Origin of the sequence: Clostridioides sp. GD02377, from assembly GCF_045899875.1 — a bacterium.
GTDB lineage: Bacteria > Bacillota > Clostridia > Peptostreptococcales > Peptostreptococcaceae > Clostridioides > Clostridioides difficile_A.
This window is the reverse complement of record NZ_JBJODA010000019.1, coordinates 46,432-59,041: the sequence shown is the minus strand read 5'-3', so window position 1 is coordinate 59,041 and position 12,610 is coordinate 46,432. Positions and strand designations below refer to the sequence as shown.

Sequence of the window (12,610 nt, the reverse complement as noted above, 5' to 3'; positions counted from 1 at the left end):
GAAGGTGATAATTATGAGATTAGATAAGTTTTTAAAGGTATCTAGGATTATAAAGAGAAGAACTGTTGCTAAGGATGCATGTGATAAGGGAATTGTCACTATAAATGGAAAAGTTGCTAAATCCTCTTCAGAAGTGAATATTGGAGACACCTTAGAAATACAATTTGGAGAGAAAAAGATGAGGCTTAAGATAAATGAAGTAAAAGAGCATGTGCTAAAAAATGATGCAAAAGAAATGTACGAAATTTTAGAATAAAATTGATAGTCCTCTAGTATATTAATAGTAGTATTAGTGAAATATTTACTGGGGGGATATTATGGAACAGAACATAACTTTGAAAGATAGATCAAAGCTGGTTATTTCAGGAGTCGAGCACATATATTCTTTTAATGACAAAAGAGTTGAGCTTAAAACTTCTGTAGGCGAGATGGTAATTGAAGGCGAGAACCTAGATATGAGCAAGCTAAGTATAGACGAAAATATAATTAGCATAGATGGAACTATAAATTCTATGGTGTATGCAAAGCCTAAAAAGCCACAAGAGAGTTTCTTGAAAAAGGTATTTAGATAAATGATACCTTTCACTCAAGATGTAAGCATTTTTTATGCTACTATTTATGGTGGAATACTTATAGGAGTATTGTTTGATTTTTATAGAGGTCTAAGAGGAAACTTTAAATTTATCAATTATTTCGCGATAATCTTTGATGTATTATTTTGGTTTCTAGCAACAGCTATAATATTTGTAACAATAAACCTTACAGAATTTTTTGATTTAAGATATTACCATTTTGTGGCTTTGTTTATTGGTTTTATTTTATACTATAACACCATAAGTAAAATTGTTTTATCAATTATCAATAAAATAATCTGTTTTGTGAGGAATTTTTTAAAAAAAGTTGTACAATACATAGTCAGTTTTTTAAATAATTTGTATTACGTTATAATCTATTCACTACACCTACTATTTGATATTATATTTTATATACCTAATATATTTATAGCAACAAAGAAAAGTATAAAAAGAAAATCAAATAAAAAGTTAAAGAGCAAGAAAAAATCAAAACATAAGAAGAAAAAAAATAAAACCAAAAAAAGGGTGTAGGGAAAATGAACTTAAGAAAAAAATTTTCAGGACAAATTATTGTTGTCAGTTTATTTTTAGGAATATCACTTTTTAGTATGATGACAGGGTTTGTATTTGAGTACACAAAAGCCAAAGAGTATAAAAAAGAAATAGCAAGTCTAAATAAACAATTAAAAAAGACTGAAATACAAATAAACAGCTTAAAGAAAGATGAAAAATCATATGAAGGAGACTTAGAAGAGATAGCAAGAAAAAGATTAAATATGGTAAAGCCTAATGAAACCGTTTATGTTGATATAAACCGTTGACTAAAACTTGCTAATAAGTTTACAGATGTATTGATTTTAAAATTTAAGATTTAATAAAAAAGTCATTCAGTTTAAGAATGGCTTTTTATTTTTATTGAGGAGGTATTTTATAATGAAAGTAGGAGCTATAGATATTGGGACAAACTCAATGAGATTATTGATAGCAGATTATAGAGATGGAAATCTCACAAACAGAAAAAAATTTGTTAATACAACTAGAATTGGTCATGGTGTAGATAGTAAAGGATATATAAAAGAAGATGCTATTCAAAGAAACATAGATGCCTTAAAAAAATTTTATGATAAGTGTAATGATGAAAAGTGTGAAAAAGTATACTGTATGGGAACATCTGCCCTTAGAGATAGTAAAAATGGAGATTACTTTGTTAAACTAGCAAAAGAAGAAACTGGGATAGATGTTGATATAGTTACAGGAATAGAAGAATCAAATCTAGGATTTAAGGGTGTCTTAGAAGGCATACAAGGTGATGACAATATTATTGTTATAGATATTGGAGGAGGTTCAACAGAATTTATTATAGGCGACTCAGATGGAATTAAATTTAATAAAAGCGAAAATGTAGGTGCTCTTAGAATGACAGAGAGATTTTTAAAGCATGATATTATTGAAGATGAAGAGTTTGAAAATATGAGTTCATTTATATATAACGAGATTAATGAAACTTTAAATTATATAAAAGGAAGAGGATTAAAAACTCTTATAGGCATAGGTGGAACGATTACATCATTATCAGCAATGAATCAAGAATTAGAGGTCTACTCTATGGAAAAAATACATAATAGTAAAATACACAAAAAAGAAATAGAAGAAATTCTACAAAAATTAATAAACATGACATTAAGTGATAAAAAGAACTTAAAAGGCCTACAAGAAAAACGTGCGGATATTATAACTGCTGGTGTAAAAATATTGAATATAATAATGGAAAAATTAGAAATAGAAGAAATAACCGTAAGTGAATACGATAATTTGGAAGGCTTAATATGTCAAAAGTCAAAAAAAATGTATTAATATTTTTTGATTTTTAAAACCGATTATGACAAAAAAAATTACTCCTCTTTGTTACAATTCTTAATATAAACAAAAGAGGAGGTTTTTTTATGCAAAGAAGTGTAGCAGTTGTGGAGAGTAAGACTGTAAAACCAAATGTCATAAAATTAATAAGCGGATATATTGATTTTACTACGGTGGCATTCGCCGTAATGGGATTTTTACTTAGTAGGTCTATTATAGTAGACTCTGTAGCTCCTTTAGGAATTGCCTTTTTTATATGTGCATCAAAGATTGACAAGTACAAGATACCTGTATTCATATCAACATTATTAGGAATATTGTTATCATCTAATGATTTTGGAAATGTAGCAAAATATGCTGTGTGCCTTACAATATTTATGGCAGTGAATAAAAAATTAAAATTATCAGATTCAATTGCTAAGGTGGCATTTATAAGTGCAATGATATTACTTCCAATTTCCATGGGACAAGCTTTCTTTTCAAATAGGTATATGTATAATCTTCTTATAGCAGGTGTAGAAGCAATAATAATGTTTATATCTGTATATGTATTTTCTTATGGGATAGGTTTGATGGCCAATGTCAACAATAGGATGTCCGTACGTACAGAAGAAGCTATATCAATAAGTTTACTGCTAACCTTTAGCATAATGGGAATAGGTGATATATCCTTGTTTGGAATATCGATAAGGACTATTTTGTCCACCGTATTGATATTACTGACCTCAATAGTAGGAGGAGCTACGATGGGAGCATCTAGTGGTGTAATTATTGGCGTAGCATCCATTTTAAATAACATAACATCAGCCATTTATATGGGTATATATTCTTTTTCAGGATTAATAAGTGGCGCATTTAATAAAATAAATAAATATTTCTGTATATTAGGATATATTCTAAGTTGGACAATAATATACCTATATACTTCTGGTATTACTTCTAATATGATGCAATTAAGAGATATATTGTTGGGCTGTTTAATAGTTATAGTGTTACCAGAGAAGTTGTTTAGTAAGATTGAGAAATTAATAAAAAGTAATGTAGCTTCAAATGAAATCGTATACGATTATATTATGAGAAGTAAGAACTTAACTAATAGTCGATTAAATAGTATTTATAAAACTTACGATGACCTTGCAGATACATTTGATAAGATAAGAGAAAAAGATAAGGTACTAGACCAAAGAGATATAGCAAATGTAATAGATATGATTCATAATGATGAATGTAAAAGTTGTAGTATGAGAAGAATGTGTTGGGAATCAAGATTTAATCATACATACACTATGATATATAACATTCTTGAAAAAATTGAAGAGAAAGGGGAGTTAAATCTAAACGATATACCTAAAAACTTTAGAAAGGAATGTATGAAACCAGAGTCAATAGTGAAAATATCAAATCACTATTACAAAATGTTTGTATTAGATTATGATTGGAGTGTGAAGTTTTCAGAAAGTAGAAAATTAATAGCAAATCAAATAAGAAGTATTTCAAAATCAATTAAATCATTGTCTCAAGATTTAGAGAGCGATATAATGCTGGATATAGAAAAAGAAAAAAATATATATGAGCAATTAGAGAGATATGACATAACCGTTGATAAAGTAAGTTACTTAACGAAAAGTAACAGTGAATTTGAAATATCTATAGAAAAGAAAACTTGTCATGATGGTTGTATGTGTGAAGATAAAATTGTAAACATAATTTCAGACCTAGTAGGTGAAAATATGTCTGTTAGAAAAATAGGGTGCCATTGTTTAGGAGGTAAATGTAAGGCAACATTCGTTAAATCTCAGAAATATAAGGCTGTTACAGAAGTTTCAGCCATGTCAAGGGATGGGCATATTCTTTGTGGAGACAATTACACATATATGGAGATAAATGATGGTAAATATATGATGGCTATAAGTGATGGTATGGGAAAAGGTAAAAAAGCATATGAAGAATCCTCTGCCACTATTGATATATTAGAAAAAATGATAGATGCAAAAATTAAAGACGAAATAGTTATAGATACTATAAATAATATGTTGCTATTAAAGTCTTCAGAGGAGATGTTTTCAACCTTAGATTTAGGAATTTTAGATTTAAAACGAGGTTGTTTAGAAACTATAAAGATGGGAGCGTGTTCTACCTATATAAAAAGAGGTGATGGAGAAGTCGATTTAATATCATCATCATCATTACCTGTGGGTATATTATCTGATGTAAAAATTGATAGAAAAAATGTAAAAGTTAAGGAGGGAGACTATGTCATAATGGTTTCTGATGGAATTGTAGATGCAGGAAGAAATAACAATTTGGGAGATAATTGGTTAATATACTTCTTAAAGAATATAGAGACTACAAATCCAAAAGAAATTTCAAATTTAATCTTAGATAGAGCATTAGAGTTACAAGCGTTACAAATCGAAGATGATATGACTGCTTTAGTTACGAAGATATGTACAAAATAAAGTTTATAAAATTCTGTGCATAATATGTGGATAACTTGTGTATAATATGTTAATAGACTTTTGAAAAAAGTATAGTTATTAACAAAAAAAACATATAAATCAACAAAATTTGTTGATAAGTATGGCATAAATGTTAATAAAATGTAAAAAAAGAAAAAACAAAAGCTATTATCAAAAGAGATTCATGTTGAAATAACTAAATTTCTAGGTAAACAAAGCCTGTGAATATGTTGATTATTATGTGGATAACTATTAATTCGATATTTATTTATATAGTATGAATAATTGAATAATATATCTAAAAAAAGCCATCCTATTATTAAGTAAATTTATTGAAAGGATGGCTTTTTATGAATAGAAAATTGTGCAAAGCAATAATACCTTTATTTATTTCTATTTTTTGCATGTTAATAATAAGTATAAAAGCTGACCAAGGATATCAAAAGAATAATGATAGAGCAGTTACTGTCATGAATAATGATACTGAAGATGATGCTGAAAAAAAACAAGAAATAGATTATGAAAAAACATGTTGGAACTTACAATCTTTGTTTAAAAGTGATGACCAATGGAAAAAAGAACTTAAGAGTTTTGATAAAGATACAAAAGAGTTAAAAAATTACATAGGTAAAGTAACAAAATCGCCAACACATTTGTCTTTTGCCTTAAATATCAAGGAAAAACTTGATATAAGATTAAATAGACTATCTGCCTATGTAAAATTAAAACAAGATACTAATAAAAATTCATATAAATACTTAGATATGAATGATATTATGGGTAAATCTTATGGAAACTACATGGGGATTTGTTCAGATTTAGAATTAGAGATATTAAAATTATCAAACAAAGATTATAAGAAAATTATTTCAAATAAAAATATAAATAGAAAATATGGTGCATATTTAAGAGATATAAGAAGAAACAAAGTGCATTATTTAGATGATAAGTCAGAAGACATCCTAAGCAAAGTGTCTTCTATAAGTAGTCTTCCAAGTCAAGTTTATGAATTGTTTAGAAATATGGATAGAAAAACTAATTTAACACCAGCTCAATATGCTAGTGAGCTAGAATCATCAGATAGAGAAAATAGAAAAAAAGCTTATCAAGATGAACTTATAACTTACAATGATAATCTAAATACAATTGCAGGCTTGATTACTGGTCAAGTTAAAAAGAACATTTTTTATTCTCAAGAGAGAGGATATGAGTCTTCGATAGAAATGTATTTGGAATCTGATAATGTAGATGAAAAAGTATACAATAATTTAATAAGAACTGTAAATGGGAACATGGACAGTTTACACAAATATATAGATTTAAGAAAAAAAGTCTTAAAATTAGATAAGGTCCATTCATATGATATGTTTGTGCCTATAGTTAAGGCTGTTGATAATAATATTAACTATGAGAAAGCGCAGAGTATAGTATATTCAGCGTTATCACCTCTAGGAAAAGAATATAATGATGTAGTCTATAAAGCTTTCAATGAAAAATGGGTAGATGTTTATTCACATGAAAATAAAGTGAGTGGTGGATATTGCTTATCTGTTTATGAAAATCATCCATATATACTTTTGAATTATAATAATTCATTAAGTTCAGTTTCAACATTATCTCATGAACTTGGTCATGCTGTATACGAATATTTAAGTTCTAAGAATCAAAATTATTTTAATTCAAATCCATCTATATTTACTCATGAGGTTGCATCTACAACTAATGAAGCTTTACTTTATGAAATGCTTATAAGAGAAGCCAAAGGTAATGATGAAAAAGCTTATTATATAACACAATATTTAGACTTGATAAAAGATACTCTTTATACACAAACAATGTATGCTGAATTTGAAAAGACTATACATGAGTTAGTTGAAAAAGAGAAAAGTGTAAATGCACTAGTACTAAATGATGTTTGGGGACAACTTCTTAAAAAATATTATGGACAAAGCTATGAATTAGACCAATTATCTAAGGTCGGATGGGCTAGAATCCCACACTTTTACAATAGTTTCTATGTCTATAAATATGCAACAGGTTGTAGTGCAGGAGTAAGTTTTGCCCAAGACATATTAAAAAATGGCTCAGACAACTATATAAATTTTCTTAAAAAAGGAAGCTCAGATTATCCAATAAACTTGTTAAAATCAAGTGGGATAAACTTAACTAATACAAAACCTATAGAAAATACAATTAAAAAATTTGACAGTTTAGTAGCAGAACTTGAAAAGCTATTATAAAAGATTATTATAATCCACATGGTAAATATATCGAATTAATGTTAAAATATACTAAAAGTTTAAAGTCCTATTGAAGATAGGACTTTTTATTTATTAATTAGTGGGAGATGATTCTATGCAAATTAAAGTTAAAAAAGCTGTAATACCAGCAGCAGGTTTAGGGACTAGGTTTTTGCCAGCTACTAAGGCGCAACCAAAAGAAATGTTACCAATAGTTGATAAGCCAACGCTACAATACATAATAGAAGAAGCTGTGGCCTCAGGAATAGAGGAAATACTAATAATAACTGGTAGAAATAAAAAATCTATTGAAGACCACTTTGATAAATCCGTAGAATTGGAACTTGACTTGGAGAAAAAAGGTAAAAAGGAATTGTTAGAGATAGTCCAAAATATATCTAACATGATTAACATACATTATATAAGACAGAAAGAGCCAAAAGGATTAGGAGATGCGATTTACTGTGCTAGACACTTTATAGGTGATGAACCTTTTGCAGTAATGTTAGGTGATGATATTGTAGATAATGATGTACCTTGTTTAAAGCAATTAACAGATGCATATGAAGAATATAGAACTACAATATTAGGAGTTCAAAAAGTGAATTCAGAAGATACTAATAAATATGGTATAATAGAGGCAAAAAATATAGAAGGTAGAGTTTATAAGGTAAAAGATATGGTAGAAAAGCCAGAGCCAGGAAAAGCTCCTTCAAATATTGCTATCTTAGGTAGATATATAATAACTCCTGAAATATTTGATATTCTTAAGGATTTACCACCAGGTAAAGGTGGAGAGGTGCAACTAACAGATGCTCTAAAAATATTGTCTAAAAAAGAAGCTATGTATGCATTCGATTTTGAAGGAAAGAGATATGATGTTGGTGATAAGTTAGGATTTTTAGAAGCTACTGTTGATTTTGCTCTAAAGAAAGAGGACCTTAAGAAAGATTTTATAAAGTATCTAAAACATGTATGTGACGAATTTGATAAAGATAAAAATGTGTTATACAATAGTACAGATGAAGAATTAGGTTTACCTGAGGTCTCTGATGTTAGAGAACTTGAAATTCAAAAATAATTAGTGAAAGGTGATGTACTGTGGCAAAATCAAGTCAGAAAAAAATTAATAGAATAATAGCTGTTGGGATTGTAGGAATTCTTGTGTTAACAAGTATAACAGCTGTTTTAAGCATGATTGCAACCATGTAATAGGACAAATAACTACAATGAATATACATAAATATAAAAACCATATATAACTTAATGTAGTTAAAAACTTACAATATTTTAGTTATATATGGTTTTTAGAATTTATAAATGTAAAAAAAAATTTTTATAATAGTTGCATATTTTAAGGGAAAATATTATTATAAGATATAAATATAGTGATAAATTTATAAAAATGTGCTAAGATTGGACTTGAAATACAATAATATAATAGATGATAGTGTTTTAAATTTTATTTATTGACCATAATGTATAAATAGTGATATTATTAGACTTAACTGTTTAAATAAAACTTTTCTTTTTCATGCCTTCAATTTCCAAAATAAGTATGTATATAAATGAATATATAGATGAGGAGGATTTTTTTGATTTTAGATGATAAAGTATTAGAAGGATTAGGTAGTAAAACCTTAGTTGAGCTACGAGAGATAGCGAAAGAATTAAAAATAAAATCAATTACTACATATAAGAAAAATGAGTTAATTGAGATTATAAATTCTAAAAGTAAAAATGAGGAAAAAATAAACGAAGAGATTAAAGAAAAAAATGAAGAGATTAAAGAAGACATAAAAAATAGAAAAGAAAATATAGAGCGTGAGAGTATAGAAAAAGAAGTTGAATATAAGAGCCCTACCAAATCATACAACAAGAAAGAAATAGATACTCAAAATATTTCCCAAAACCAAGAAAACAGAAATCAAAGAAACGATTATAATAAGACAACGAATGTAAATGATTGTAATAAGGCATCAAATATATCTAATAGAATGGTCAGAAATAATAATAAAAACTATTATATGCCTAAACAAGTCGATGAATCTAAAATAGTTGATGAATTTAACACATCAAAAGAAGATGAAGTAGTAGGTGTACTTGAAATTTTGCCAGATGGCTTTGGGTTTTTAAGAGGTTCAAATTATTTATCTACTGAAGGAGATGTTTACGTTTCGCCATCTCAAATAAGAAGATTTAATATGAAAACAGGAGATAAAATTAAAGGGATAACTAGACATCCAAAAAGTGGAGAGAAATTTAGAGCACTTTTATACGTTCAAAAAATAAATGATGAAAACCCTGATACAGCTATACAAAGAAATGCATTTGAGACATTAACACCAATATTCCCAGAAGAGCGACTTACACTGGAAACTAATAGAAATGAAATAGCTACAAGAATTATAGATTTAATTTCTCCTATAGGAAAAGGACAAAGGGGATTAATAGTGGCACCTCCAAAAGCTGGGAAAACAGTTCTTCTAAAAAGTGTTGCAAATAGCATAGCTAAAAATCATCCAAATGTTGAACTTATAGTACTTCTTATAGATGAAAGACCAGAAGAAGTTACTGACATGAAAGAATCTATTGAAGGAGATGTTATATACTCTACCTTTGACCAAGTATCAAGCCATCATGTTAAAGTTGCAGAGATGGTACTAAATAGAGCTCAAAGATTAGTTGAACATGGGAAAGATGTGGTAATCTTGCTAGATAGTATAACTAGATTAGCAAGAGCATATAACCTTACAATATCTCCTACAGGTAGAACTTTGTCTGGAGGTATTGACCCTGGTGCACTTCATGGACCTAAGAAGTTCTTTGGAGCAGCTAGAAACATTAGACAAGGTGGTTCTTTGACAATACTAGGAACAGCATTAGTCGAAACTGGTTCTAGGATGGACGATGTAATATTTGAGGAATTTAAAGGTACAGGAAATATGGAATTACACCTAGATAGAAAATTAGCTGAAAAAAGAATATTCCCTGCAATAGATATTTACAAATCTGGGACAAGAAGAGATGACTTATTGCTTGATGATGAAGAAAAGACAGCTCTTTGGAGATTAAGAAGAGAAATGAGTAATAATTCAGTAATGGAAATTACAGATAAAGTTATTGAGCTTATCAAAAGAACTAAAGACAATAAAGAGTTTGTAAAATCAATAAAGAATTTGTAAAGTTAGTAATATAAATGTAAATATAGATTATATAAAGTAATGGAAAAATCACTTGAATGGCATAATAAGTTGTGCTATAATAATGTAGTTGATAATGTAAAAAGAAAGTTAATATAATTAATTTTTTTAAATAAAGAGAAGAGGTGACTATAATGCAAAAGGAAATACAACCAAAATACAATCCAGTTGAAGTGCGTTGTGCTTGTGGGAACACATTTGCTGCTGGTTCAACTAAGGACGAAATAAAAGTTGAAATATGTTCAGAGTGCCATCCATTCTATACAGGAAAACAAAAGAACATAGAAAAAGGTGGAAGAATCGACAAATTCAAAAAAAGATTCAAAATGGATTAATTTTTATAAAAATGGAGTTGGAGGAAGCCAACTCCTATTTTATTACAAAAAAACATTCATATTCTACTTTAAATTGTCTTTTTGTATTATAATAATAAATATGTAAAATTGAGTATTCTAAATACAATAAAATGAGGTGAGTGGATGGCAAAACAAGCTGTAGGTGGGCAAGCTGTTATTGAAGGTGTAATGATGCAGTCAAAAGACAAAAGAGCAGTAGCTGTTAGAAAAAGTGACGGAGAAATAGCACTAAAAGAAGATAGAATAAAAAGTTGGGTAAGAGATAAGAATATAGATAAGATACCTTTTGTTAGAGGTTCTTTTGTTATGATAGATACAATGATTCAAGGTATAAAAAGTTTGAATTTTTCTTCAGAGTTTTTTATGGAAGAAGCTGAAGAAGATAAATTTGATTTATTTATAAAGAAAATCTTTAAAGATAAAGCGAATGATATCATTATAATATTTTCATTGGTCATAGCAATGCTACTTTCTGCTGGATTATTTATTTTCATACCTACATTAGTAGGAGGAGCTTTTTCTAAAGTAATGCCTAATGACTTTATGCTCAATTTAATAGAAGGTATTATAAGAATAGTTATATTATTTGCATATATAGTACTAATCTCACGAAGCAAGGATATAGAAAGAGTATTTCAATATCATGGTGCAGAACATAAATCTATATATTGCTATGAAAATGATTTAGAACTTACAGTAGAAAACGCTAGAAAATTTAAAAGGTTACATCCTAGATGTGGTACAAATTTTTTATTTATAGTTATGGCTGTATCAATAATATTATTTGCATTTTTTGGTTGGCCAAATCCAATTCTTAGAATATTTATGAGAATCATATGTGTGCCAATAGTAGCAGGTTTATCTTATGAGGTAATCAGGATTCTTGGAAAATATGATAATAGATTCACTAAAATTATTGCATATCCAGGGATGATGTTGCAATATTTTACAACAAAAGAGCCTGATGATGAGCAGCTAGAGGTAGCCTTAGAAGCATTAAAGGCAGTAGTAGATTAAAGAAAAGGATATTTATTATGACAATAAGAGATATAATTATTAAATATTCAGATACATTTAAAGATATAAGCGATACTCCAAGATTAGATACAGAGTTATTATTGCAAAAAGCTTTAGGTGATGTTGACAGGCTGTATATTCACTTAAATCTAAATAAAGAGTTAGCTCAAGAACAAGAAACAAAATTTATAGGCTTTGCACAAGAAAGATTAAATGGGAGACCAATAGCCTATATAGTTGAAAATAGAGAATTTATGGGATTAGATTTTTTTGTTAAGGAAGGTGTATTAATTCCAAGACCAGATACAGAAACATTGGTAGAAGAAATAATCGAAATGTGTAAAGGAAAAAGAGATGTAAGTATACTAGATATAGGTACTGGTTCTGGTGCTATTACAATCAGTTTAGCAAAATATATTGAAAATTCTAAAGTCATGTCTTTTGATGTATCAGAAATAGCTTTAGAAATAGCTAAAAAAAATTCTATTATAAATGGAGTTGATGAAAAGACAGAGTTCATTAATTCTGACTTATTTACAGCAATAAGTGATAGTGATATAAAATTTGATATCATAGTTTCAAATCCACCATATATTAAAAAACAAGATATAGAAACTTTACATACACAAGTAAAGGATTATGAGCCATATAATGCTCTTGAAGGTGGAGATGACGGATTAGATTTCTATAGAAAAATAACAGAGCAAGGTAAGAAATATCTAAATACATGTGGAATATTAGCATACGAAGTTGGTCATAATCAAGCTGAAGATGTTATTAATATTATGAAAAGTAATGGATATAAAAAAATATATACAAAGAAGGATATTCAAGGCATTGATAGAGTTGTTATAGGTTACAATATATGATATAATCAACAATTGATATGTTACATTTAATCGA

At 28.1% G+C, this 12,610-nt stretch carries 12 protein-coding genes; all 12 read left to right on the top strand.

Going from position 1 to position 12,610, the window contains the following annotated elements:
- Nucleotides 1–13 precede the first annotated feature (13 nt).
- The 12 genes from Q3304_RS16330 (at nucleotide 14) to prmC (ending at nucleotide 12,576) form a co-directional block, all read left to right on the top strand.
- A complete protein-coding gene (locus Q3304_RS16330; RefSeq protein WP_054271933.1) occupies nucleotides 14–256 on the top strand; it encodes an RNA-binding S4 domain-containing protein in 243 nt (80 codons plus the stop codon).
- Nucleotides 257–317: 61 nt separating this feature from the next.
- Entirely contained in the window at nucleotides 318–572 is a 255-nt protein-coding gene (locus tag Q3304_RS16325) for a YabP/YqfC family sporulation protein (protein ID WP_003421411.1), read from the top strand.
- Nucleotides 573–1,106 carry a spore cortex biosynthesis protein YabQ gene (yabQ, locus tag Q3304_RS16320; RefSeq protein ID WP_054271932.1) on the top strand — a complete coding sequence of 178 codons (534 nt, stop codon included), beginning with the start codon at nucleotides 573–575 and terminating at the stop codon, nucleotides 1,104–1,106.
- A 5-nt stretch (nucleotides 1,107–1,111) separates the two neighbouring features.
- Nucleotides 1,112–1,396, top strand: coding sequence for a septum formation initiator family protein (locus Q3304_RS16315; RefSeq protein WP_054271931.1), 285 nt, complete (start codon nucleotides 1,112–1,114; stop codon nucleotides 1,394–1,396).
- Nucleotides 1,397–1,508: 112 nt separating this feature from the next.
- The gene (locus Q3304_RS16310) at nucleotides 1,509–2,429 is read left to right on the top strand and encodes a Ppx/GppA family phosphatase (protein WP_407814559.1); all 921 of its coding nucleotides are present in this window, start codon (nucleotides 1,509–1,511) and stop codon (nucleotides 2,427–2,429) included.
- Between the two features lie 89 nt (nucleotides 2,430–2,518).
- The gene (gene spoIIE, locus Q3304_RS16305) at nucleotides 2,519–4,891 is read left to right on the top strand and encodes a stage II sporulation protein E (protein WP_054271929.1); all 2,373 of its coding nucleotides are present in this window, start codon (nucleotides 2,519–2,521) and stop codon (nucleotides 4,889–4,891) included.
- A 350-nt stretch (nucleotides 4,892–5,241) separates the two neighbouring features.
- Complete coding sequence (gene pepF, locus Q3304_RS16300; RefSeq protein ID WP_407814557.1) at nucleotides 5,242–7,131, top strand: oligoendopeptidase F; 1,890 nt, start codon at nucleotides 5,242–5,244, stop codon at nucleotides 7,129–7,131.
- 115 nt (nucleotides 7,132–7,246) lie between these two features.
- Nucleotides 7,247–8,212: a UTP--glucose-1-phosphate uridylyltransferase GalU gene (galU, locus tag Q3304_RS16295; RefSeq protein ID WP_407814555.1), complete on the top strand. Its 966-nt coding sequence runs from the start codon at nucleotides 7,247–7,249 to the stop codon at nucleotides 8,210–8,212.
- A 499-nt stretch (nucleotides 8,213–8,711) separates the two neighbouring features.
- On the top strand, nucleotides 8,712–10,316 hold the full coding sequence (rho, locus tag Q3304_RS16290) for a transcription termination factor Rho (RefSeq protein ID WP_176702557.1): 1,605 nt from the start codon (nucleotides 8,712–8,714) through the stop codon (nucleotides 10,314–10,316).
- Nucleotides 10,317–10,468: 152 nt separating this feature from the next.
- Nucleotides 10,469–10,669 carry a 50S ribosomal protein L31 gene (gene rpmE / locus Q3304_RS16285; protein WP_021386394.1) on the top strand — a complete coding sequence of 67 codons (201 nt, stop codon included), beginning with the start codon at nucleotides 10,469–10,471 and terminating at the stop codon, nucleotides 10,667–10,669.
- Between the two features lie 144 nt (nucleotides 10,670–10,813).
- The gene (locus Q3304_RS16280; RefSeq protein ID WP_054271925.1) at nucleotides 10,814–11,707 is read left to right on the top strand and encodes a DUF1385 domain-containing protein; all 894 of its coding nucleotides are present in this window, start codon (nucleotides 10,814–10,816) and stop codon (nucleotides 11,705–11,707) included.
- A gap of 17 nt (nucleotides 11,708–11,724) precedes the next feature.
- Nucleotides 11,725–12,576: a peptide chain release factor N(5)-glutamine methyltransferase gene (prmC, locus tag Q3304_RS16275; protein WP_054271924.1), complete on the top strand. Its 852-nt coding sequence runs from the start codon at nucleotides 11,725–11,727 to the stop codon at nucleotides 12,574–12,576.
- The last annotated feature ends 34 nt before the right edge of the window (nucleotides 12,577–12,610 follow it).

What these genes read in the sequence shown, in the direction of transcription:
- Q3304_RS16330 (WP_054271933.1), top strand. Translation starts at nt 14, where the DNA reads ATGAGATTAGATAAGTTTTTAAAGGTATCTAGGATTATAAAGAGAAGA.
- Q3304_RS16325 (WP_003421411.1), top strand. Translation starts at nt 318, where the DNA reads ATGGAACAGAACATAACTTTGAAAGATAGATCAAAGCTGGTTATTTCA.
- yabQ (WP_054271932.1), top strand. Translation starts at nt 573, where the DNA reads ATGATACCTTTCACTCAAGATGTAAGCATTTTTTATGCTACTATTTAT.
- Q3304_RS16315 (WP_054271931.1), top strand. Translation starts at nt 1,112, where the DNA reads ATGAACTTAAGAAAAAAATTTTCAGGACAAATTATTGTTGTCAGTTTA.
- Q3304_RS16310 (WP_407814559.1), top strand. Translation starts at nt 1,509, where the DNA reads ATGAAAGTAGGAGCTATAGATATTGGGACAAACTCAATGAGATTATTG.
- spoIIE (WP_054271929.1), top strand. Translation starts at nt 2,519, where the DNA reads ATGCAAAGAAGTGTAGCAGTTGTGGAGAGTAAGACTGTAAAACCAAAT.
- pepF (WP_407814557.1), top strand. Translation starts at nt 5,242, where the DNA reads ATGAATAGAAAATTGTGCAAAGCAATAATACCTTTATTTATTTCTATT.
- galU (WP_407814555.1), top strand. Translation starts at nt 7,247, where the DNA reads ATGCAAATTAAAGTTAAAAAAGCTGTAATACCAGCAGCAGGTTTAGGG.
- rho (WP_176702557.1), top strand. Translation starts at nt 8,712, where the DNA reads ATGAGGAGGATTTTTTTGATTTTAGATGATAAAGTATTAGAAGGATTA.
- rpmE (WP_021386394.1), top strand. Translation starts at nt 10,469, where the DNA reads ATGCAAAAGGAAATACAACCAAAATACAATCCAGTTGAAGTGCGTTGT.
- Q3304_RS16280 (WP_054271925.1), top strand. Translation starts at nt 10,814, where the DNA reads ATGGCAAAACAAGCTGTAGGTGGGCAAGCTGTTATTGAAGGTGTAATG.
- prmC (WP_054271924.1), top strand. Translation starts at nt 11,725, where the DNA reads ATGACAATAAGAGATATAATTATTAAATATTCAGATACATTTAAAGAT.